Annotated in this window: 18 protein-coding genes; 3 read left to right on the top strand and 15 right to left on the bottom strand. The window is 64.3% G+C overall.

All coding sequences use genetic code 11. The features are described 5' to 3' along the window. Positions 1-571: 571 nt before the first annotated feature. Together AC5RW2_RS19400 and AC5RW2_RS19395 are read right to left on the bottom strand one after the other, a co-directional pair. Positions 572-1,468, bottom strand: a complete 897-nt coding sequence (locus AC5RW2_RS19400) for an SMP-30/gluconolactonase/LRE family protein (RefSeq protein ID WP_493963653.1) — start codon at positions 1,466-1,468, stop codon at positions 572-574. Between the two features lie 375 nt (positions 1,469-1,843). Further along, positions 1,844-2,983, bottom strand: coding sequence for a sugar ABC transporter substrate-binding protein (locus AC5RW2_RS19395; RefSeq protein ID WP_493963652.1), 1,140 nt, complete (start codon positions 2,981-2,983; stop codon positions 1,844-1,846). A gap of 523 nt (positions 2,984-3,506) precedes the next feature. Here AC5RW2_RS19395 and AC5RW2_RS19390 point away from each other — a divergent pair. Beyond that, positions 3,507-4,658: an LLM class flavin-dependent oxidoreductase gene (locus tag AC5RW2_RS19390; protein WP_493963651.1), complete on the top strand. Its 1,152-nt coding sequence runs from the start codon at positions 3,507-3,509 to the stop codon at positions 4,656-4,658. 8 nt (positions 4,659-4,666) lie between these two features. Next, positions 4,667-5,218, top strand: a complete 552-nt coding sequence (locus AC5RW2_RS19385; protein ID WP_493963650.1) for an NADPH-dependent FMN reductase — start codon at positions 4,667-4,669, stop codon at positions 5,216-5,218. Positions 5,219-5,270: 52 nt separating this feature from the next. On the opposite strand, the gene AC5RW2_RS19380 is transcribed toward AC5RW2_RS19385, so the two are convergent. From AC5RW2_RS19380 to AC5RW2_RS19365, 4 genes are all read right to left on the bottom strand, one after another. Further along, positions 5,271-6,572, bottom strand: a complete 1,302-nt coding sequence (locus AC5RW2_RS19380) for a TetR/AcrR family transcriptional regulator (protein WP_493963649.1) — start codon at positions 6,570-6,572, stop codon at positions 5,271-5,273. A 161-nt stretch (positions 6,573-6,733) separates the two neighbouring features. Further along, positions 6,734-7,585 (bottom strand): TIM barrel protein, encoded by an 852-nt coding sequence (locus AC5RW2_RS19375; RefSeq protein ID WP_493963648.1) that lies wholly within the window; start codon positions 7,583-7,585, stop codon positions 6,734-6,736. Next, positions 7,561-8,766 (bottom strand): acyl-CoA dehydrogenase family protein, encoded by a 1,206-nt coding sequence (locus AC5RW2_RS19370; RefSeq protein ID WP_493963647.1) that lies wholly within the window; start codon positions 8,764-8,766, stop codon positions 7,561-7,563. Before AC5RW2_RS19370 ends, AC5RW2_RS19375 begins: the two co-directional genes overlap by 25 nt. A gap of 142 nt (positions 8,767-8,908) precedes the next feature. Next, complete coding sequence (locus AC5RW2_RS19365) at positions 8,909-9,460, bottom strand: flavin reductase family protein (RefSeq protein WP_493963646.1); 552 nt, start codon at positions 9,458-9,460, stop codon at positions 8,909-8,911. A 471-nt stretch (positions 9,461-9,931) separates the two neighbouring features. Between AC5RW2_RS19365 and AC5RW2_RS19360 the strand changes: the two genes are divergently transcribed. Next, positions 9,932-10,330 carry a hypothetical protein gene (locus AC5RW2_RS19360; RefSeq protein WP_493963645.1) on the top strand — a complete coding sequence of 133 codons (399 nt, stop codon included), beginning with the start codon at positions 9,932-9,934 and terminating at the stop codon, positions 10,328-10,330. A gap of 163 nt (positions 10,331-10,493) precedes the next feature. Here AC5RW2_RS19360 and AC5RW2_RS19355 read toward each other — a convergent pair whose 3' ends face one another. The 9 genes from AC5RW2_RS19355 to AC5RW2_RS19315 all read right to left on the bottom strand — a co-directional run bounded on the left by AC5RW2_RS19355 (position 10,494) and on the right by AC5RW2_RS19315 (position 23,130). Further along, complete coding sequence (locus AC5RW2_RS19355; protein WP_493963644.1) at positions 10,494-11,462, bottom strand: flavin reductase; 969 nt, start codon at positions 11,460-11,462, stop codon at positions 10,494-10,496. A 796-nt stretch (positions 11,463-12,258) separates the two neighbouring features. After that, positions 12,259-13,461: an MFS transporter gene (locus AC5RW2_RS19350; RefSeq protein ID WP_493963809.1), complete on the bottom strand. Its 1,203-nt coding sequence runs from the start codon at positions 13,459-13,461 to the stop codon at positions 12,259-12,261. Between the two features lie 40 nt (positions 13,462-13,501). Beyond that, on the bottom strand, positions 13,502-15,184 hold the full coding sequence (locus AC5RW2_RS19345; RefSeq protein ID WP_493963643.1) for an ABC-F family ATP-binding cassette domain-containing protein: 1,683 nt from the start codon (positions 15,182-15,184) through the stop codon (positions 13,502-13,504). A gap of 339 nt (positions 15,185-15,523) precedes the next feature. Next, positions 15,524-16,639: a zinc-binding dehydrogenase gene (locus AC5RW2_RS19340; protein ID WP_493963642.1), complete on the bottom strand. Its 1,116-nt coding sequence runs from the start codon at positions 16,637-16,639 to the stop codon at positions 15,524-15,526. A gap of 79 nt (positions 16,640-16,718) precedes the next feature. Further along, complete coding sequence (locus tag AC5RW2_RS19335) at positions 16,719-19,574, bottom strand: helix-turn-helix transcriptional regulator (protein ID WP_493963641.1); 2,856 nt, start codon at positions 19,572-19,574, stop codon at positions 16,719-16,721. Between the two features lie 39 nt (positions 19,575-19,613). Then, on the bottom strand, positions 19,614-20,438 hold the full coding sequence (locus AC5RW2_RS19330) for a fumarylacetoacetate hydrolase family protein (protein WP_493963640.1): 825 nt from the start codon (positions 20,436-20,438) through the stop codon (positions 19,614-19,616). 107 nt (positions 20,439-20,545) lie between these two features. Further along, positions 20,546-21,541 (bottom strand): cation diffusion facilitator family transporter, encoded by a 996-nt coding sequence (locus tag AC5RW2_RS19325; protein WP_493951703.1) that lies wholly within the window; start codon positions 21,539-21,541, stop codon positions 20,546-20,548. After that, positions 21,541-22,020 carry a transporter substrate-binding domain-containing protein gene (locus AC5RW2_RS19320; protein ID WP_493963639.1) on the bottom strand — a complete coding sequence of 160 codons (480 nt, stop codon included), beginning with the start codon at positions 22,018-22,020 and terminating at the stop codon, positions 21,541-21,543. Before AC5RW2_RS19320 ends, AC5RW2_RS19325 begins: the two co-directional genes overlap by 1 nt. A gap of 90 nt (positions 22,021-22,110) precedes the next feature. After that, positions 22,111-23,130: a PHP domain-containing protein gene (locus AC5RW2_RS19315; RefSeq protein WP_493963638.1), complete on the bottom strand. Its 1,020-nt coding sequence runs from the start codon at positions 23,128-23,130 to the stop codon at positions 22,111-22,113. Positions 23,131-23,160: the final 30 nt, after the last annotated feature.

The raw sequence follows: 23,160 nt of genomic DNA, 5'->3' as shown, positions 1-23,160 counted from the left end.
TTGAGTTCCGAGCTAGTCGGTGCACGTAGATGCTTCAAAGCGCGGCCCCATCCTGCGCGACGTGTTCGAGGTCCTCAGGCCCGTAGAAGGACAGGTCGGTGTTTGGGGAAGCGTGTAGCAGCCCGTTGGTGTCCTCGTTGAGCCGCGTTGCCTGGGCCGGCGGAATCCCAGAGATAGACGGTGCGTATGTTCGCGCCGTCTCTCTTGGCTGCTTCCGGCCGAGAGCTTCCGGCCTTGCGCAGCCGGCAGATTCCTCACTGACCGGACGAGGCGCCCTGCCCGGCTTCCCCGCGATCCCGGCCTCCACGCCAACTGCATACACGTATTCCGGTTCAGGGCCATCTCGGCCGCTGCCTTGGTGACGCTCCCCATCCGGTTTAATACAACGAAGAACTCATCCTTCTGCTGCTGCGTGTATTTCCTGCTGGATCGTAGTTTTCCAGTTAAAGGCGACACGGTCGTTGCAACTCCCAAAAATTTTTGGGGGTTGCAACGACCGCTAGAACCCGCCCCGCAACTTGCGGGTTCGATTTTGTGGGGCCCCTCAAAACGGAATGACCCGGAAACTCCGCTAGGACACTAAAGCAGCAGCAGGAACGTCGACTTCGATCACGCGAATTTGGCCATTTCCCTTTTGCTTGTTTCCTTCGTTCGCCCAATCGGTCGAGAGCGACTCAAGCAGGAAAAGAGTGTTGCCTGTTGGCCCTCCGAGCGCCACGGCAGCAGCGCCAGCACTCGCGGGCACGTCGATGTGATCGAGTATCTCGCCGCCCTCCGCCACGCGGAGGAAACCTGTCACGCCACTCGAGATTAGAAGCGCCACCCATACACAACCCTCCGCATCTAGGCAGATGCCGTCGAGCACCAACCCCTGCTCGAGTTGGGCGAAGACTTTGCGGTTCGATAACGAGCCATCGGGCTCGATGGTGAAAGAAAGCAGGCGACTCGCGAAACTTTCGGCCACGATTAGCGTGGACCCATCCGGAGTCACAACAGCACCGTTCGGCATGCGGATGTCGCTAGCTGCGACGCGAGCGCCCCCATTCGGAGCCCCACCATCAACATCAACCAACACCAGGTTCACCGGTTGGCCCATCGCAGAAGGATTCTCAGCATCCATCGGTGGCATGGCGCCGATGTAGGCGCGACCCTTACCGTCGACAACCATGTCATTGCCCGAATGCGCGAGGTGCGAGTAGTCCGCCACCTCTTCCGTCGTCGTGCCGTTGAATCGCAGGAGCTTTGACTCCATCATCGACACCACAAGGAGGTCCCCGTTCGGCGCCCAACCGAGCCCCCCAGGCATCCCCGGAACCTTGAGGATCGTCTCTCGATTGCCCTCCATGTCGACTGCGACAACCTCGTAAGCGTAGAAATCGACGAAGTAAAGTCGGCCGTCCCGCCAGCGCGGGGACTCGGGAAAGTGGAGGTTTTCCAGAAGAACTCGTGGCTCAGTAGCGTGCATCATTGCTCCTATATAGCTGGGCCTCGGCCTAGACCGAGGTGGTAACCGGCGACTCGACTCGTCAACTAGAATCGCCTGCGCTTTTGCTATGAAACGTCGCGCATAGTAAACGCCTAATATGGCCGAAGTTACAGGATCGCTTAAGATTGGTCAATGGCCCCAAATGCGCTTCCGCGAGAGGACGTGGCTCGCCCCCAGACAGTCAAAGCGCCACCGGAGTACCGCGCGCAGACCCGCCAGCGGCAGAATCTTCCTAAGGCAGGTCAGGACCCCATCTGTGAGGATGAAGTCAGTGCTGCCTACGTTCTCCGCTGGTTCGCACATCGATCAGGCGGGGCCACGTTTCGGACCCCGCCTAATGAGCACTTCACGCCTGGACTAGTCGCTGACGCCCCACGCCTTCTTGTATACGTCCTTGAAGTCCGTCGGTGCCGCCAGATCAGGATCGGCGTTATCCTTCGTGATGAGACGCATGGACGGGATGGGCTCGACTGGGTCGATCGGCGCATCTTGGACAGCTCGTGCAGCAGCATCAAACGCGCGCCATACAAACGCCTTTTCGCCGCTTTCGACGCCCAGCCATGCGTAGACGTCGCCGCTTTCGAGCAGGTTAACCTCGCTCGGACCCGAGGGGTCGGGGCCGATGATCTTCACGCGATCGCTGAGTCCAGCAGCATCAAACGCACTGCTGGCCCCGAGCACGAGGCTCGGTGTTGTGTACAGCAGGTACTCCACATCTGGGTTGCGCTGCAGAAAGCTCACCGTTCGAGCGGCGTTTGCGGCTGGGTTGTCGGCGACATTCAGCTCCACCATCTGCGCAGTGCTGCCCTGACCGTTGGCCTCGATCTCGCGTTGGGCGCCCTCTCCCATATGGACTTGTGGGGCGAGAGTCTTGTCCACGAGGACGCCCACAGAAGTCTTCTTGCCTGCGTCAGCCAGGGCAATCTTCGCGAGCGCGGCGCCAACCGCAGCCGTCGCTGGCTTGCACTGGATGCAGGCTGAATAGCCGGGCGGCGCCGCTTCGGTGCCCATGCCAATTACCGTCATGCCTGCCGCCACCGCAACATCGATTTGGTCCTGGATCAGTGTCGCCGGGTACACCAGTTGGAGCAAAAGAACGTCGGGGTTGGTAGCGATCGCCCGTGTCGTCGCCGCAACATAGTCGGCCGGGCCCTTCGCCAAATCGAAATCGAAATCCTGCACTGTCCATCCGAGCGCAGCACCTGGTTCGGCCCCACCCCCTGGCAGGCAGGACGGGATCGTGCAGTTGACGAACGCGACGGTCACTCCTTCCGGCACCGCCTGCGGCAAAGGGTCAATCTCCAGCGCAGGGTTGCTGAGGAGACGATCCCACTCCTCCTGCGCCGCACTAAAGCCACCCGAAGACTCATCTACCGAGTCCGACGGCGCAGCCGTGGATCCTTCTGCTGTCGAACAGCCAGTGAGCACCAGCGCCGCAAAAGCGGTGGCTGCGGTCGCCTCCCGCAGTCGCTGACGAAAAAGCTTTTTACGATTCATTTCTCCTCCATTGGAGAGATCACGCAGGAGTAACCTCCGGCGACGCTGCCATTTGTCCACTCAAGTTGCACAGGTCCAGCCACCGTATAGAAAGACGTCGCCCGTGTGGTCGTGGTAGAGGCGTGTGCCGCTCGCCGAGCGAGCTGCCTACTGCCTGATACAGGAAACTGGTTGTAAAGTACAACTTCCCAAGTGTGCGGCGTGCGTGCGCTGATGTCAAGGCCCATTTAATGCACCTAGTGAGCGCCGAATATACGGGTTAGGATCAGTGCGGTTATTGTTACTCCCCCATATCCCTCGAAGGCCTCTCGAGGGGCTGCCATGAATATTGTGAACTCAATATAAAACTTGACAGGGTGCATTCAGCGCACTACCGTCCCTGAAACGCGAGCCAGCGTTCCTGGACGCCTACCCGCACTCGCGTTCTCTCTCGCGGCGTGCCGGGGCAACCAATATGAGAGACAAAGGGAACTTCAATGAAGAAGATATGCAGGCCTCAACTCCAAGAGAAGGTGTCGACGCGATGACTAACCCAATGCGCAAAGAAAACCATTTCAAGCTCGGAATCTTCTCGAGCAATAACAGGGGCGGGAACGCCGCACACACCCTGCCGGAGATCTGGGACCCGACGTGGGAAAACTGCCTCGCCCTTGCGAAGATGGCAGACGATGCAGGGCTCGATATGCTTCTCCCCGCTACCCGGTGGATCGGATGGGGTGGCGCCGGTTTCCAAGAAGAGGGCGTCGAGTCCATCGTCTGGGCAACCGCGCTCGGCCAGGCGACAAAGCGGATCGCCCTATTCTCCACGATTCACGTGCAGATGTACCCTCCGATTTTGGCAGCCAAGCAGATGGCCGCCGCCGACCGTCTGCTTAGGGGCCGCTTCGGACTCAACATCGTTGTCGGGTGGAACCGCCAGGAAGCCGAGCTATTTGGTCGGGAGGTGACTGACAAGCAGTATGAAATTGCGCAGGAGTGGCTCGACATCATTCGTGGCTACTGGCGTGAAAACGCCGAGGGCGACTTCAACGGCGAGTACTACCAACTGAAGCATCTTGACCGCGCACAGCGCACCCCTGGCTCTTACGAGCGCGACCCGGTAATTCTTAACGCCGCTTTCTCCCCCAAGGGGCGCGCATTCGCCGCGCGTAACAGCGACTTCCTCTTCTCCTCGCCCACCTCGCTGGAGACAGCAGCGAGAGAAGTTGCGGAGATCAAGGAGACCGCTCGCAAGCAGGGTCACGAGACCGGCATCATCGGCACAACCCACATCATTTGTCGGCCGACGCGGGCGGAAGCGCTCGAATACCGCCGCCATGTGATCGAGAACGCCGATGAAGAGGCTGTGGACAACATTCTCCGCTTGTTCAGCATCTACCAGCCGCTCGCCAACGCTGCGGCCGGTGGCGCTTCACAAGACGGTGCGATGACGCCTGAACAGTACACGGCAGCCCGAGAAGCGATGATCACGGGGCACGGCAGCTTCGGACTGTTCGGCTCCCCCGACGACATCGCCGACGGGTACGTGAAGATGGCAGAGGCCGGGTACGCCGGTAGCGTGTTCACCCTCACCAACTACCTCGACGAGTTGCCGCTGATTCGTGACGAGGTCCTGCCTCGCCTTGAGGCCCGTGGAATCCGACAGCCGGCAAAAACTCTTGCGCTAGCAGAATGAATGCCGCAATGCCTAAGTCGCCCCGCGTGCTCGCGATTGACTGCTCGCCGCGCGGCGGCGGCAACACTGAGCGCGCTCTGAGAGTTGTGGTCGACGCCGCCGAGTCGCGCGGGGCGATCTGTTCCATCATTGGGGTTGCGGAAGCCGGTGTCGACGCAACTGCAGCGGCCATTCTCGAAGCAGATGCTTTCGTCTTCGGGTCTCCCATGTGGAGAGCAACATACGCCGCCCCGTTCAAGGCAGTGCTCGACGTAGTACCTCGCGGGATGTGGGGCGAGGAAGATGCCCCTCTCACGGGAAAGGCGGTGGGGCTGGTGGCTACGGGCGCCTCGTTCCACCACTTCCTAGGCCTATCGGCGATGCGTAACGTGTTGGTCGACTTCTTTGCCGCACACACGCTGTCGCCCGGGCTTTACATTCCCGCCTCCGGCTGGAATGGCGACGGAATGCTGAGCGAGGAACTAGCGAGTCGGGCAGTCGCTCAAGGTGAGGGCCTTGTGGGCCTCGCCGCGGCGCTCGCAGCGACACCGGAGCTGGCAAATGTGACGCCGCAGGCCTGAGTTTTACCGCAGTGAGGGGCTCTGACGGAAGATCGTCAGAGCCCCTCAACTCTCAGAGGGTTCGCGCATCGATCAGCCGCTCAAGACCTAGGCGTGCCGGCTCCGCCGCTCCCGTGCCGTGCCGCACTGTCAACCACGCCGCTCCCACGGTGATCACGTTGAGCAACACAGCTAACGGGTCGCGATCCGGCTCGTCCTCCTCACGAAGGGGAGGTGCCGAGCTTCCCCGAGCGACGGCTCGATAATGCTGCTCGAGAGTTCGCGCCCAGTCATCTCTGCTCTCAGCCAGCTCAGGGTAACGTTCGGCGTCAACATGTACGCTGACGCCGATCCGATGGTTTTCGATGAAGTCCTCGGTGTGGGCACAGACTTCACGAAGGTACGTTCTCACGCGTTGGCGTTGGTTGCGCTCGACGCGGTCACCGGCGGCAGAGACTGCCTGCGCAAAACTGCGCATCATACGTCGTGTGCCAAAATCACCGGCCGCGCGGTAAAGATCGGCCTTCGAGTCGAAGTAGTGGTAGACGGCGCCGGTCGTCACGCCCGCAAAGGTCGCGATCTGCTTGAGGGACGTGCTCCCGTATCCACCCTCCGCGAACCGTTCGAGGGCGATCAGTGCAATGCGGTCCCTGAGCTCCAGGTCGTCGAGCGCCGTCGGGACCGCCGTTGCGGCAGGTTCGAGCTTTTCGGAGCTTTCCGTACCCTCGTCATCCGTCTCCAGGAGTGTTCCTTCGACAAGGGCCACGAAAGCTTGAACCACGACCTGGAGCCGCTCGACGCCATGTCGGCGAATCCCGAACAACCAAATCCCGAGCACGAGCAATTCGATTGCCGAGACGAGCTGATGCTCCTCTTCGTTCTGTGGCCCCTGTTCCCCCAACCCGGCGACCGCATAGTAAAGACGACGGAGGTCTGCGTCCGTACGCTCCCGAAAATCCTGCTGATCCGGAAGGTCCGGTTCGACATCTCCGACGAGAATGAGCCGATGAATCCACGCGTCCTCCTGACCTCGATGTGCGAGGACTGTCACGAGTGTCACTAGGCGCGTTCGCAGCGATGGCTGCTCGGCGACCACTGCAAGGATCGGCGCGATAACTTGTTCTGCGAGCTGTTCTCGCGCGGTTTCCATAACCGCGGTGAACAGTCCATCTTTGGAGCCGTAGTAGTAGTAGAGCATCCCTGACGTTACGCTGGCGTCCTCCGCAACAGCGCTAACCGGCGTAGCTCCGAAACCACCCGAGGAAAAACTCTCTATAGCCGCATCCAGGATGCGGACTCGAGTGTCGGATGCATTTGCGCTCGTCGGGCGCCCTGGCCCCCTCTTCCGCGTCGCGAAACCTCGATGTGACCTCACGTTGCAGCGCCCATCTTCATCTCCAGTAATATGCGGCGTTCCATATGCAGCGGCAGCGTTCCCCCGGGTCCGGCGGAAGGCTCCCTGAGCAACCCTATCGCGATGGGTTGCGCGCAAACTCCAGAACTAGCTCTTGTCAGGCAGCTATCAGCGCGTTGGCGTTAGTGCATACCCGTGCCGCTCATAGTTCTGAGACTACTTAGCTCGCTCTCCACCGACGTAGACGCGGGGAATTCCAAACCGATTGGACCGTCATATCCGACGCTCGAAAGCACCTCTGCGAATGCCCACGGGTTACTCCGGCCGGGTGCAGGACCAATACGGCCGGGTGCGTGGGCGTATTGAGCGTGGCCGATCAAACTTCCGAAGCGAACCACCTCGGCAGCAACATTTAACTGCATCGCGAGGGCATGATATGCGTCGAACAGCATCCGTACGCTGTTATGGCCAACCGATTCGACGAACCGTGCGCAGTCCTCCGGCGTCTGCAGCAGGAAGTCGGGGACGTCGCCGTTGTTGAGGTGTTCGATCACCAACGTCACGCCCGATGCCGCAGCGAGCGGGGCGAGGTCGACTATCACATCCCGCACCTCTAACAACTGGCGCGCTGGAGAGGCGTCGCTGCGGGCGCGCCCGACAAGTACGTTGACAGCCCGGCCCCTGGCACGGCTCACGAGACCGATCGCGTCGGTAATTGCTGCCACTGCCTCGTCGCGGCGTTTAGGGGCGTTCAGGATGCCGCGGTCGCCTCGCGTGAGGTCGCCGGCGAACGCATTCATGCACGCGATTCCCACCCCAGTGTCGGACGCGGCGGCAACGAATGCTTCACGCTCGGCGTCGTCGTCGATCCACCAGCTTTCGACCCATTGAAACCCGTGGGCCGCCGCCTCAGCGGGCCGCGTGCACAAAGCGTACTCCTGGTACAGCAACGACAGGTGAGCGGACCACGGGTCCTGCGGCCGGACGAGACCCGCCCGCGTTGGAGGCGTCAGCGCTGCACCGATTCCTGCCATGCCTTGAGAATGCGGGGGGCCACATTGGCGAAGCTGGAAGGTGCGACTGCTACGTGGCTCAATGCGACGCGCATGTCGCGCGTCAACCGGGCAAGAGGCGCATTCCGCGGAACTACGGCGGATCCCGACCACAGAGCGGAAGTGGACACGACGTCCTCCATCACCCGATGAATATGGGTGGAGACCTGTTCCATGCGGGCGACGTGGTATTCGGTCACGGCTCCTTCGGTGACGGCGGCATCCCAAGCTTCCTGATATGTCTGCAACGCCCAGGCGCGCGCAGCCTGGTAATGGGACTCGATACGCACGAACTCATGCCGAAGCAGCGCATACTCGTCTAGCGGGACAGGCACGCCACCACGGCGGCGCCCCTTGACCACGGTCGACACCTCCTCGAGCGCACGCTTCATCACACCGAGGCCGAAAGCAGTGTGACCGAGATACGTCGCTCCCCAAAGACCGAAGTTGAAAATCGGGGCTTCGGCTTTGTCTGTCTCAGTCCAAGATACGAACCATTTATCTTCCAGCACGTGCTCTTTCACCAGGTACTCGCCTGACCCTGAACCGGAGAGACCGGATGCGTCCCAGTTACGCAGGAACTCAACGTTGTCCTTGTGCGGGTAACCAAACAGCACAACCGGGTTGCCCTCTTGGTCCAGTACCTTCTCGTCGTTCTCATCCACCTCGAAGAAGAGGCCTACCGGACGATCGACATGCAGGGTGCCACTGCCGAAAGGCACTGGCTTCGATTTGACCAGATAGCCGCCATCTACCTTGAGCGCTGTTCCGGGCGGGGTCGTGTTTCCGGCGCCACATAGCAGCGAATCCCGTCCGTTACCGAAAAGCTCGAACACGGTGTCGCGCTTCAAATTCATCGCGGAGATGGCACTCCCGGCCGAATGGACCATATACACCCACCCCGTGCTGGCGTCGATGCGACTAATTTCCTCCAGCACATGGATCCAGACGACGGCATCGGCCCCATGACCACCAAGTTCTGCGGGGAAGGTGAGCTTGTATAGTCCTGAGTCCTTAAACGCGTTCACCACCTTCTCTGTGACGCTCGCATTCTTTTCGCCTTCGAACATTTCTGCTTCGATCAGGGGAGTCAGGGAATGTACCACCGAGAGCCAGTAGTCGATCTGCTCTGCCTGGGTTGCAGATGCTTGTGTCATGGTCATTAAAACTTCCTTGAGAATCTTGATCCGAAAGCATTTAGTTTCGGAATCTGAGCTTCGAGACTGTCGGGGGCCCACTCCACGGTCTCAACGCGATCGGCACAACAAACGGGCAAGGTGGATGACACGCGGACGCATTCGCCTGTCAGGCGGCGCCTGCGAACGAAGGGTAACTGCCTCGGCAGAACACCATCGGGTGATCCTGGCCGCTAGCGACGTCAAGATCCAGCACCTTCCCCACGACGAGGAAATGATCGCCCAAATCAATCTCGCGGTCGAGCTCGCAATCTATCCACGCGACGACGCCGCTGTCGAGGATCGGGGCGCCGGAATGTGGCGCAGGATGATAGGTCAAGCCGCGAAACTTGTCGCCGCCGCTTGTCGCGAGCTGCTTTGCGAGCTGGCCATGGCCTTGGGCGAGAACATTGACGCAGAAACGGCCAGCTTCACGGATTTGCGGCCAGCTGGTTGATGCATGCGTCGGATAGAAACCTACGAGCTGGGGGTCAAGGGAGATAGAAGTGAAAGACCCAATGATCAGCCCGGCGGGTGTGCCATCGTCCTTGGTACCGGTGATCACCACCACGCTGGTCGGGACGTGAGAAAGCACCCTGCGAAACTTCATCGGGTCACTGTGCGGCTCGACGTCATGGCTCAAGGAGATCCCGGACGTGCGCGATTCGGTTGTTTGCTGCATGAGACTCCTTGGCTTAGCGTGACTAAACTCACCTGTGTGATGCGATGCACATAAGTATTGACCATTCAGTTTGTGGAGTCAAGCTGCGTAAAAGCGCGCCCTTGGTCGCGTTCCCAAGGACGTATAAGGTCTGAGATTTGAAGTCGTTTTTTCTGCTGAAGTGGGCCCGTATCGAAACAGTATCAATCGTCCAATTAAGGACGATGCAGCAAACGTTTTGAGGCCGGTCGCTCGGGGCTACACCTGAAGTAAACGAGCAGGTGGGTCCTCATGAGGAGACGGCCGATACTGCCCCACTTATGCCGACGGGTGTTGTCGAAACGGTTACCTCGGGGTGGCTGGAATCGGCTTGTTACTTTGCGCGTCGATCTCCGCGACGTCCGCCTGGCAGTAGATCGCAAGGTCACGGTGCCTGAGGGCGTCTTCTGACCGCCCCGATAAACCCAGGGCTGGAAGATGTCACAGAGACCCTTGAGTAATCTGGCTTACTCGGTCGGCTTCGGTTTTAGCCCGGCGATGGCCGAGGGGCTGGAGAAGATACCGGCAGATGCCTGGAAACGGGCCCATACAGCGACAGCATCGAACACGACGGCGCCTGGGTTCCTGCACCGGTTCGCGACCAACCGGAGAACCGGGTCGTGGGCCGAGCTGGAAGTCCGCCACCGGCTGCGTGCCCGCTGCGACCGCATCCGGGTCAGTAAGGACACCGGGCCAACGAACCTGCCACTGCAGGCCTTCACCTCCAACCGAATCTGGACCCACCTGGTCACGCTCGCCGTGGAATTGAGCGCCTGGATGCAGATGCCCGTCCTGCCCGGCAGCTCGGGCACGGCGCTGGGAACCCAAACGCCTGCGCGCCAGGATCTATGAAACCGCCGGCCAGATCATCACCACCGCACGCTGGATGATCCTGCACCTGGCCGGGAAAAGAGCAGGCTAAGGGAGCCCACATTCAAACCCAGGGCAGACGGCGACGCGCTAGGACCGCGGCCTCGTGGACGGATCAATCATCTGCATCCCGGAACGCCCTAGGTCACGCTGTGTTATCTCGCGCTTCAACCAATTCGCCTCCGTCGAAGAATGCCCCGTTCGCATAAACAAGTGGAGCAGCCTCATTCGAGGTGACGCGACGGACACGTCCAATGAAGATGGTGTGTGTGAGAGCATGCAGCGTGTCTTGAAGTTCTACCTCCATTGCGGCAGCAGCGCCGTCGATGAGAGGCACGCCATGCTCACCGGGGTGCCAAGAGACCTGGTCAAACTTTCGGTCCTGCTTCGTCGCGAAGACTCGCGCGACATTGAGCTGGTCGGCGGCCAGAACGTTGACGGAGAAGTGGCGTGCTGCCATGAGGTGTGAGTACGTCGAGCTTGACTTTTGGACGCAAACCAGGATCAGAGGCGGCTCAAGCGACACGCTCGAGAACGCATTGACTGCAAGCCCTCGCGGTTCCCCGTCAGATTCGATGGCAACCACGGTAACCCCTGTGACCATCTTGCGATGCATGGACCGCAGCACGTCGACGCCGACGGCTGTCTCAACGTCCTCCTCGGCCTGCTGCCGGGCGCCGCTTAAAGGGACACCAACCGTCGCATAGCCTCCACGCCGGTCGTAAGTAACGTCCTCCTCGACGACGAGATCGTCCTCGAAGCGGGCAAAGCTAGCCCCGGACACCGAGTACTCACGGCCAGTGGGAGGGAGTCCCAGGTACTCGTCCTGCAGCGTACCTTTACTCGTCCAGTAAAGGGCGAGGTCGGATTCGCCTTCAACAACCCGAGTGATGCGCATGTCCAGATCCGGAAAGCTCTTTCGCATCTCCACGATGGATGCTTTGAGCTCGTCGCGTGAGAAACGCGACTTGCGCCCTCGTCGAACGTACGAGCCAGCGAACACGTCATCGAGCGCGTCCACGTCGCCGCCTCCCCATGCACGTTCGAGGGCGTTCAAGACTGCGACCGTGCGCGGCTTCAGATTGGTCCGCGTTGGGGTGGATTCCTTAGTCATGGATACTCCCTTTTTCTCTAAAGCGGATTCTTCCCAAGAAGGATGCCGTGCCTCCCTTGTGACTAGGAGACTGAACAGTTGTTAGCTACACCTAAAGGATCATGCCCGGCCAATGCACCCGACGCGTCTGTGCACTGAAATTCACACCGACTGCATGACCAAATAACCCGGTGCGTGGTTCCCTGTAATTCGATCCGATCACGGCGAAGGCGGGTGGTGGTCGCTGCGTGCCGGTGCCCCTTACGCAAAGTCATGCGGTACGTGCCCTCCAATACAACCCCGTTATTGTCGCGATTAATGTATGCCACATCCATCTAATAGCGATGTTGTCAGTCCCTGCTGCCGCAGTCAATGATCCAGCGAGATTCACGGCCCACCAACCAACCGCGCTTGGGGTTTCGATCGAACGGTGTGGACGTGGCACACCAGGCCGGCGGCAGACGGTATCCGGGACGCAACAATGGGCGAAGTTGAAGGGAGCGGCCGACGACGCTGGGCTGTTCAATTTATCGCTGTCGTGAATTCGAGGATGCAAATTCGTACAGCCGTTCCAATCGCGCGTGTAGAGTGCCCCGCGTCTCCGTCCGCCGAGGCCGACCGGGTCCGGGGACGGCCGCTGTAGCGGGCACGCGCAGCTGCGCGAGCAGCGGCAACAACATTCGGCGAGTTGCCAGACCGCTCGGAAGTTGTCAGCGTGACGGGTGGGAGTCCGCTGCCGCGGAGCTCATCAGCCCACACAAACGGGATGCTCGGGCCGTCCGCCGATTCCAAGCACCCGCACGAGCCATAGCTGACGCTAGTCTTGGGATGGTGTTGTCTGTCGCTGCTCGCGGGCGGCCGGGGCGGTCAGCAGCGAGGCGACCATCACCGCGGCCACGGCCAGCAGGGCGTTGCGGAGGCCCACCTGTTCGCCCAGGAACCCGAGGAAAGGCGGTCCGGCCAGGAACGCCACATAGCCCAGGGTCGAGACCACCGACACCCGCCCGGCGGCCCGGGCCGGATCGTCCGCGGCCGCGGACATGCCCATGGGAAAGCCCAGCGCCGCTCCAGCGCCCCAGAGCACGGCCCCGGCGAAGGCCAGCGGCAGGTTCGGCGCCAGCACGAAGAGCAGCAGGCCGGCCAGGGCCGTGCCCAGACTGACCCGCAGCACGGCCACGCGTCCCCAGCGGTCGATGAACCGCCCGCCGGCCAGGCGCAGCAGCGTCATGGCGGCCACGAACACCCCGAACATGACCGCGCCCGTCGCCTCGGTGGCGCCGAGCCCGACGACGGTGGCCTGGGCGATCCAGTCGTTGGCGGCGCCCTCGGTCAGGGCGGCCCCGAGGACGACGACGCCGATCAGCACCGTGCGCCGTTCCCGCCAGGCGGCGAAGCGGCCGGGGCGGGCCCCGCCGTCGTCGTCATGCTGGGGCCGGTGGGGCAGGAAGGCCCGCGGCACCACCCACGTGGCGGCCGCGACCACCACCGCCAGCACCGCCAGATGGGCGGCCAGCGATACCCCGAGCACGGAGAGCCAGGCGCCGATCATGGCCCCGGCGAACGCGCCCAGGCTGAAGGCGGCGTGGAACTTCGGCATGATCGTGCGCAGCAGCTTCCGCTCGACGTCCGCGCCCTCGATGTTCTGCGCCACGTCCCACCAGGCCACGCCCACGCCGTAGCAGAACAGCGCCGCGGCGGCGGCGGGAAAGGAGCCGGCCGCCAGCGCGGCGGCGAGTCCGGCGGCGCTGGCGGCCGCGATCAGCCCGCCGGCCCGGACGCTGTTGGCCGTGCCGATCCTGGCGGCAAGCGGGCCGGCGAGGGGCAGCGAGATGACCGAGCCGAGGCCGAGGGCCAGCAGCAGCGCGCCGATGCTGCCGGCGCTGATGTCCAGCGTCGCCGCGGCGGCCGGGATGCGGGCCGCCCAGCTGGCGAAGACCAGCCCGTTGAGCCCGAAGATGGCGAAGGTCGCGTAGGTGGCGGCGCGGACCGGGCCGGGCGGTTTGCCGGGCCCGCGCTTCAGGGCCTTGCTCCGCTCGACGTTCTCCCCGACGCCGGGCGGCTCAGCGCTCCCGGACAACGCGTTCCTCGTCCCAGACCGGGGTTTCGCTCTCGTAGACCCTGCCGTCGGTGCCGAAGACCAGGAACCGGTCGAAGCTGCGCGCGAACCAGCGGTCGTGGGTCACGGCCAGCACCGTTCCTTCGAACGCATCAATGGCCCGTTCCAGCGCCTCCGCGGAGTGCAGGTCCAGGTTGTCGGTCGGCTCGTCAAGCAGCAGCAGGGTGGCGCCGGAGAGCTCCAGCAACAGGATCTGCAGCCGCGCCTGCTGGCCGCCGGAGAGCGAGTCGTACAACTGCTCCGCCTGCCGGGCCAGGCCGTAGCGGTCCAGGACGGCGGCCGCGGCCTCACGGCCCAGTCCGGAGCGGTGGTCGTCGCCGCGGTGCAGGATGTCCACCAGCGACTTGCCCAGCAGGTCCGGCCGCACGTGCGTCTGGGCGAAGAAACCGGGGCGGATCCTAGCCCCGAGCTTGACCGTGCCGGTGTGCGGCACGTCGGCGATCCGCACCTCGGAGACCGGCAGGTGCTCCTTCTCCGGGTCGGTGCCGCCGCCGGCCAGCAGGCGCAGAAAGTGGGACTTGCCCGAGCCGTTGGACCCCAGCACCCCCACCCGGTCGCCGAACCAGATCTCGGTGCTGAACGGCTTCATCAGGCCGGTCAGCTCCAGCTTGGTGGCTACCACTGCCCGCTTGGCCGTCCGCCCGCCCTTGAGCCGCATCTGCACGTTCTGTTCGATCGGCACGGCCTCCGGCGGCCCGGCCTCCAGGAACTTCTCCAGCCGGGTCTGGGCGGCGTGATAGCGGTTGGCCATGTCCGAGCGGAAGGCGGCCTTGTTCTTGTACATGTTCACCAGCTCTTTGAGCTTGGCGTGCTCCTCGTCCCACCGTTTGCGCAGTTCCTCGAACCGCGCGTTCCGGTCGTCGCGGGCCTGCAGGTAGCTTTCGAAACCGCCGCCGTGGACCCAGGCCGTGGCTCCGAGGGCGCCCGGCTCCAAAGTGACGATTCGGGTGGCCGCGTTGGCCAGCAGCTCCCGGTCGTGGCTGACGAACAGCACCGACTTCCGCGACTCGCGCAGCTTGTCCTCCAGCCAGCGCTTGCCGGGCACGTCCAGGTAGTTGTCCGGCTCGTCCAGCAGCAGCAGTTCGTCCGGTCCGGAGAACAGGGCTTCCAGCACCAGGCGCTTCTGCTCGCCGCCGGACAGGGTGGATGCGTTGCGGTACTGCGCCCGGTCGAAGGGCACGCCCAGCGAGGCCATGGTGACCTCGTCCCAGACCGTCTCCTGCTCATAGCCGCCGGCATCGCCCCAATCCGCGAGCGCCTGGGCATAGCGCATCTGGGTGGGCTCGTCGTCGTGCTCCATCATGGCCAGCTCCGCCTCGTCCACCGCGCGGGCGGCGGCGGCCAGGGCCGGCGGTGCGGCGCTGACCAGCAGGTCCCGGACGGTCGTCTGGTCGCGGACCTGGCCGACGAACTGGCGCATGATGCCCATGCTGCCCGAGCGGGCCACGGCGCCTTCATCCGGGACCACGTCGCCGGCGATGATCCGCAGCAGGGTGGTCTTGCCGGTGCCGTTGGGGCCGATCAGCGCGGTTTTGGCGCCGTCGCCGACCTTGAAGCCGACGCCGTTGAGCAACTGGCGGCCGTCGGAGAGGAAATAGGCAATATTGGAGACGTCGAGATGGGCCACGGAACCAGTCTGTCATGGCCCGGGCATACGAAATGGCTCAAAGTCAGGCCTCCCCATTAGCCAACTCACTTCGAGCCATTTCGTGTGCGGCATCTGGATCCACCGCCCGCAGGCAGGTCCCCCAACTCGGATCCCCATACCGCCGCCTCCGGTAGGTCTCCCGTCCGGTTGCTGACACCTTCAATCATGGTCGAGGACGCCTGCGTATTCCAGATCAATCCACCCTAGTTAGGAAACCCTAGGGTGCTTCGTTCCCTCACTGGGGGCCGCTGGACGCAGGCAAGGCAGGCAGCTGCCGGAGGACGTCCCGGCGGCGGCGCGGACCGTATGCGCTCGCCCTCAGGGCTTGAAGAGCCGCCGGACAACCTGCCCCTGAGCCAAGGCTTCGAGGCCCTCGTTGATCTGGTCCAGCGGGCAGGTGTCCGTGTGCAGCAGTTCGACGGGAAGCCGACCCTCGCGCCAGTACTCGATGTAGCGGGGAATATCCCGCTCCGGGACCGCATCACCCATGTAGGACCCGAGGAGGCGCTTGCCCATGCCGGCAAATTGCAGGGCGGGCACGCTGAGCTCTTGGGAGGGGTGCGGAAGGCCAACGGCGACGACGGCGCCGCCCCGGTTGGTGACCTCCAGGCAGCCGGCCAGCACGCGGGCGGAACCGGCGGCTTCGACGGCGACGTCCACGCCGCCGCCAGCCGCCTTCGCTGTGAGTGCGGCGGCTTCGTCCGGCGTCCCCACCGCGGTGGCGCCTGCCTGCAGCGCCACAGCATGCTTGGCAGTATTCGGATCAATCGCGATGACGTCCGATGCTCCCGAAATCCGGGCAGCCATGACCGCCGCCAGTCCCACGGCCCCCAGGCCGAAAACCGCCACCGTCTGCCCTGCTTCAACCCGCGCCGTGTTGATCACCGCTCCCATGCCGGTCAGGACGGCGCAACCGAACATGGCCGCCACCTCATCCGGCACGTCCTCTCCGATCACCACAACCGATTCCCGGGCGACCACCGCATGATCCGAGAACGCGGAGACGCCGAGATGGTGGTTGATCCTTCCGCCGTCGGGAGAGCGGAGCAGCGCTTCGCCGTGCAGCAGATCGCCGCTGCCGTTCGCCTCGGCGGCCCGATCGCACAGGGCCGGCCGGCCACCGAGACAGGTACGGCACTGCCCGCAACTGGGAACGAACACCAACACCACGTGGTCGCCGATCCTGACGTCGTCCACGCCTGCCCCGATGCTCGCGATGCGGCCAACCGCCTCATGCCCGAGGGCCATCGGCAAGGGGCGCACCCGGCTTCCGTCGACAACCGACAGGTCCGAATGGCACAGGCTGGAATAGCTGATGTCCACGCCAACCTCGCCATGTCGTGGCGACGGCGTGGCGAGATCCTCGATGACAAGCGGCCTGGATTCGTCGTACGGCCCGGGCAGGCCCGCAGTGTGAAGCACGGAAACACGCATGTGCCCTCCTTGATCTGGTGCTGTCTGGTGGCGTCGTTGGTTGAGCGGCCCGTCGGCTACCTGCTGCCGCGGGCCGCCGTCAGTCCCGGGGGTCGATCACGGTGGGCAGGGCCTTGCGGGAGCTGATTTCCAGCTTCGCGAAAGAGCGGGACAGGTGCCATTCAACCGCCTTGATGGTGATGAACAGCTCGGCGGCGATCTTGCGATTGGTGAGTCCTTTGGCGGCCAGCGAGCAGACCCGGTACTCGGCCGGCGTCAGCCGGTCCGCCTTGTTCTCCGCGATCATCGGCAGCTGCGAGTCCTGCTGGGCCAGCAGGCGGGTCATCCGGCGTGCCACCGCGGCGGCGCCGATCCGGTTGGCCAGCACCAGGGACTTCCGCGCGGCCGCCAGCGCTTCGGTGCGGAACACCTGCAGCTCGTCCGCCTGCGGGAACGAGAGGCACGTCTCGGCCAGGTCCGCCAGTGCCAGCGCCAGCTGGTACCGGCCTTCGTTCGCCTCCAGCAGGGCGATGGCCTCCCGCAGCATGACGACGGCGGTCCGCCCGGGTTGGGCCAGCGCGGCGAGCCGCAGTACCGTGCCGGTCAGGCGGGGAGCGCCGAAGGACCGGACCTCCTGCAGCAACTCGGCGGCAACTGCGGCGGCGTATTCGGTCTGGCCGGCGCGTGCAGCTGATTCGATGCTGCTGCGCGTCCACAGACTCAACGTGGGGCCTAGACCAGAGCCCAGGTCCATCGCTGCGGAGAAGAACTCGAGAGCCTGCAGGTGCTCGCCGTGTCCGGCGGCGACCACTCCGTGCAACTGCAGGGCCATGGCTTGGACCAGCGGCACACGCTCTTCCTCGAGCGGGACCCGCTTCAAGAGGTCGTCGGCCGCGGCAAGATCATCGCGGGCAAGATAGATCTCGGCCAGCGTCACGCAGGCCACTTCCAGGTACGTTCGCCAGCCGGTATCCGCCGCCTGCATCGCGGTTTCCAGATCCATCTGCGCCAGCCGCAGCCGGCCCCGGTTTAGGTGGATGGCACCGCGACAGTAACTCAGCGTGGCGTTGGCCATCGGCAACGAGTTGGCCCGTGCTTCGGCTATGGCTGCATCCAGCAGCTCCAAGGCGGCGGCATCCTGTTCCGAGCCATTGAGTGCTCCCGTTGCATAGTTGATGATGTTGGATTCCACGCCAACCTCGGCCAAGAGCTTCCCGCCGGCATAAGCGCGCAGCGCCAGTTCGCCGCTGCGCTCGGCGTCCGCGCCAGTCACGCTCAGCCGCAGCGCCTCCTGGACCAGCAGCATGCGGTCGCTGGGGCTATCGTCGGCCGGGTCCTGGGCCAGGATGTCCGTTATCTCCTGGCCGTAATGCGACGCAAACTGCAGCTGCTGGAATCCCGCTCCGGTAGCCGCCGCAACCACGCGACGCCTGAGCTCGGTGTCCGGTTCGTCGTCGTTCTCCAGTTCCTTCAGCGCCTGGCTGAAGCAGCGCGAACTCTCCTCCACCCGGTTGATGGCGTACTGCGCCTCGGCAAAATCCATCAGCAGTTCTACCCGGGCCCGTGTGCCCTCGGTCATGGCCAGTGCCCGGCGCCCGAAGTCCTCTGCCTGTTTAATGCGGCCGGCTGCCTGATGGGCCAGCGCGGCTTCAATCAGGATCCTGCGCTGCAGTTCGGAGGGCAGCCGTTCCTCAGCCATCGCCCGGCCGATCCAGCGCACGGCAAGCTCGCTCGAGCCGGAGCGGCGCGCGCCGGTGGCGGCGTCCAGCAGGATTTCGGCGGCAGCGGGATCTGCGCCAGGCTCGGTGGCCAGCAGATGGCCCGCGACGACGGCGGGTTCGCTCCTTTGTGCCCGCAAGGCGGCAGCCGCCAGGCCATGAAGCCCGGCCCGGCGTTCCGGATCCAGCCTGGCGAGCACTGCCTCGGCCACCAGCGCGTGCTGGATCCGCGGCCTGGGACGCAGCGAACTCAGAAAACGCGTCGCGGCCAGACGTTTCAGCACCGGGGCGATCCTGTCTGCAGGCAGTCCGGTCATCCGTGCCAGTAACTGCCCGCTGGCGTCCTCCCCCAGAATGACGACGGCGTCCAGCACCGTCCGCTCCTCCGCCGAGAGCCGGGCGAGGCGGTCTTCCAGCACCTCGGCTTCGGCGCTGGCCCCTTCGGTACCGACTTCGACGCCGCGCTCCAGGATCTCGTGCACGTAGAACGGCATCCCTCCTGCCGCCGCATGAATGCGTGCCGCCTCCGTAGGATCCACGGCGGGAATCCGATGGGCTGCCCACTCTGCCACCGCGCGGCGGTCGAGCGGTTCCAGCGGCCAATGCACCCGCCCGCCGGGGCGGAGGGCGCCGTGGCGCTGCGCACCGTGCCGGGCACCGCCGTCGGCTCCATCCAGCAGCAGGGCGTCGGTCCGGATCCCGTCACCGCGCTCGGCGCCGTGACCGGTGCGCACCCCGCGCACGATCAGCAGCGGGGCCCCGATCAGCAGCACCCCCATGTCCGAGAGCGACTGCAGCGAAAGTTCATCCAGCCACTGGGCGTCGTCCACCATGGCGATGATTGGGGCTTCCTGGGCCAGCGAGCGCAGCACCCAGGACGCGGAATAGGTGAGCGCGTCCTTATGCAGCGGCCCGCCGGCGGAGGTCAGGAACGAATGCAGCACCCTGCCCTGCCCATCGAAGGGCGGGCCGTGGTCCGGCAGCTGCTGGGCAAGCGGCGCGAACCACTGCCAGAACATGGAACCGGGCAAGGAACGACGGGCGGCGCCGGCGGCGCGCAGCAGCTTCCAGCCGCGCGAGGAGGCGTCCGCGAAAAGCGTTTCCAGCAGCGTGGTCTTGCCGATGCCGGACGGGCCGCTGACCGTCAGTTCGATGCTGTGGCCGGCTTCCACGGCTGAGGCGAGGTCGCGCCACTGCGCCACCTCATCCTCACGCCCGTACAGCCGGGTTTGTGCCACGCTTTGATCCTAAGCCGCGGCTCCGGCAAATGCGACGTTTCAGCGGGGTTCTTCGGGCACGCAGTGGTTGCGCAGCTCGCCGATCCCCTCGATCCGGGTGACCATCCGGGCCCCGGCGGGGATCCATTCCCGCGGCTTCCGGGCCAGTCCCACGCCGGCAGGGGTCCCGGTGGCGAGCAGGTCACCGGGCTCCAAGGTCATGAACTCGCTGACATAGGACACCAGCTTGGCGCAGGAGAAAATCAGGTCGGACGTGGTGCCGGACTGCTTGGTGACGCCGTCCAGCTCGCATTCCACCGCCAGCCCGGCTTCGGGATCCAGCTCATCCGCCGTGACGACGACAGGGCCCACCGGAGTCGTGCGGTCCCAGTTCTTGCCCTGGAACCACTCCGAGGTGCGGCCCTGCCAGTCGCGGACCGAGACGTCGTTCATCACCGTGTAGCCGGCAATCGCCGCGCGGGCGCCAGCCTCGTCCGCCTGTCTGACCTGGGAGCCGATCACCACGGTCAGTTCTGCTTCCCAGTCGATCTTGCTGCTGGCCGCGGGCAGCACCACATCATCCGTCGGACCGACCAACGCGTTGGCGTACTTGGTGAAGATCGTGGGGTACTTCGGGACTTCCTGGCCCACTTCTTCGGCATGCGCGTAGTAGTTAAGCCCCGCGCAAAGGATCTTGCCCGGGCGCAGGATCGGCATTGCCAGCTCCGAGTGCTGGGGGGCCGGGCCCGGTTCGCCGGAGAGAGTGCGCCAATCATCGCGCTGCAGCAGCTCGCCCACGTCCTTGGCCGGCAAGTATTCGGTGGTGTCGCCGTCCTGCCGGAACGCCTGCGTGGTTCCGTTCCGCCGTACTGTACCCAGACGCATCTGTACCTCCTCGCGGCAGCCGTGCACCGCCGTCGTTAGCTGTTGGCAGCACTAGAAGCCGCCCCTCTGCACGATATACGGTGCGGCCGGGGCCCGGCGCACCCGGGTCAAAGGTTTCTTTCAGCTTGGCGCTCGGACGATCCACCCGCTTCCTCGGGCAGTTCGGAGACCGGCACCAAGACCATGTCATGGAGCATCCAGTGCAGGTCGATGCAACCGTCCCTGGCCTCTTCGAGGGCTTTGACCGACGGGAGCCGGCCGTCGCGCGGCACGACGAAGGCTTCAGCGTGCAGCACATGGCCCTGGTCCCGGACGCGCGAACCGGACTCTTCAACCCAGTCCAGTTGGCGGAGGTACTCATCAATGCGCTGGATCAGCGGATGGGGCTCGGAGGCATCGTAGGTGGTGGCGCGGGTGTCCATCAGATCGGTGATCGATCCGCGCATGTTCTTATATCCGTCGCGCAGAATCCCCCCGGCAATGAACAGCGCTGCGGCGGCGTCGGCCCACCACAGGCCGATCCCGATGCCGGCAACACCCACGATCGATCCCACTGCTGTCTTCCAGTCGGCCTTGTTCATGTCCGCATCGGCATAGAGGACTTTGTCGTGCAGCTGCTCGGCGAGTTTTTCTTTGGCGCGGCCGAGCAGCACCGGTGGCAGGGCTGTCACTGCCATGACCGCCATCATCAGCCATCCGAGCCAGATGGTGTGGCCGAGGATCTGGACCGAGCCGATCGGCGGGTGCTCCCCCTTCAGCAGGCCCATGCCGGAATCGACCACCAGGAACGCGCCCATGGTGCAGAGAGCCACCGCCGCGACAAGGTGCGCGATTCCGGTCGACCGGTGGTATCCGTAGGGGTACTTCCGGGTGGGCGGCCGGTTGACGATTTTCATCGCCAGCAGGAACGCAAGCGGCGGCGCGAAGGAGAGCATGTCTTCAATCCAGGCCGCCTTCATCGCCTGTGAATTGCCCATCACCAGAAAGACCAGAGTGACTGACACGGCCAGGACGCCGATGGTGATCCACTGGATCCTGATGGCGCGCCGCAGGGCTTCTTGCTGCTGGTCGGGCAGCTCGGTGCGGCCAAACCTGGCGTTCATCACTGCCCCTTCCCGTCGAGAAGAAACTGTTCCAGTTCCTGCAGGAAGGCATTTTCGCCCATCCTGGAAGCCATGACGTATTCCTCCTTGCCTCCGTCGGGGGCACGGCCCTCGGCGTAGGGCTGGGTCAGCGCGGCCTTGTCCGACCACGGCGATTTCTTCGTCAAACCACCGATGACCAGGTCAAGTTCGCCGCGTTCCAGCTGCCCCATCAGGGATTCCTCGCCGGCCGCCGTCCAGTCGATGGTTGCTCCGCGGGTGGCAGCGAATTGTCGCACCAGGTCTGCCTCCGAACCTGCCGGGTCCTGGCCGTTGTGGACTGCCGTCCAGGGCGGGTTGTGCGAGATACCGACTCTGAGGTTTCCGTTGCTGATGCGGTCCAACGTTCCTTCCGGGTCCGCGGGCATCTGCAGCCCGCAGGAGCACATCAGCAGCACGACCAGCACCGCCAACGCTGCCTTCGAAAAATTGTTCAGCATGCTTAGGACCATAGCTGATTTGACTTGTAGTGCATGTCGCGCCGCATGCCGAAGTGGGCAACTTCATCTGCGAGTGCTCTGCATGAACGGTCAGCGCCCTTGGCTGCACCACTCCAGCAGCCGCTCCACCGGCCAGGTGGTGATGATCCGTTCGGCTGGGACGCCGTTTTTTGCAGCACGTTCGGCACCGTAGTGGAGGAAATCCAGCTGACCGGGCGCGTGCGCGTCGCTGTCGATGCTAAACAGGCAGCCGGCGTCGAGGGCGAGCTGGATCAGCTCATCCGGCGGGTCCTGCCGCTCCGGCCGGGAGTTGATTTCGACCGCGACGCTGTTCTCGGCGCAGGCGGCGAACACGCGCTCGGCGTCGAACTCCGATTGCGGACGTGTTCCCCGCGATCCTTTGACCAGCCGCCCGGTGCAGTGGCCCAGCACGTTGGTGCGCGGATTGTTAATCGCGCCGAGCATGCGCCGGGTCATGGTGCCGCGGTCCGACCTGAGTTTGGAGTGCACGCTGGCCACCACCACGTCCAGCCGGTCCAGCATCTGCGGTGTTTGGTCGAGTTCGCCGCTTTCCAGGATGTCTGCTTCGATGCCGGTCAAGACCCGAATACCGTCGGCCTTGGCATTGAAGCCGGCCACGAGGTCAAGCTGCCTGGCGAGGCGCTCCGCACTCAGGCCGTTGGCAATCTTGAGGTTCGGCGAATGGTCGGTCAGAGCCAGATAGTCGCGGCCGAGCCAGCGTGCTGCGTAGACCATGTCCTCCGGCGGCGAGCCGCCGTCGGACCAGTCGCTGTGGCTGTGCAGATCGCCGCGGAGGGCCTGGTGCAGTTCGCGGCCGCCCTCGGCCAGCGGTTCTGCCGATCGTTCCCGGAGCTGCACCAGGTAGTCGGGGACCTCGCCGTCGACCGCCTGCTGAATGACCTCGAAAGTCCTGGCCCCGATCCCCTTCATGCTCTTCAGCCGGCCGCTGCGCGTCCGGGCGGCCAGCTCGTCCGGTTCCAGCCCCGCCGCCACGGCGGCGGCCCGCCGGAACGCCTGCACTTTAAACGTGGGCGCCAGTTCGCGCTCCAGCCAGAAGGCGATTTCATTCAACGCCGCTACGGGATCCATGGCACCATCTTGCCTTCGATCAGCCCGGCG

It is taken from the genome of Arthrobacter sp. B0316-1-20 (assembly GCF_059091865.1).
The sequence above is the reverse complement of the archived record's forward strand: the minus strand, read 5'-3'. Positions and strand labels throughout refer to the sequence as shown.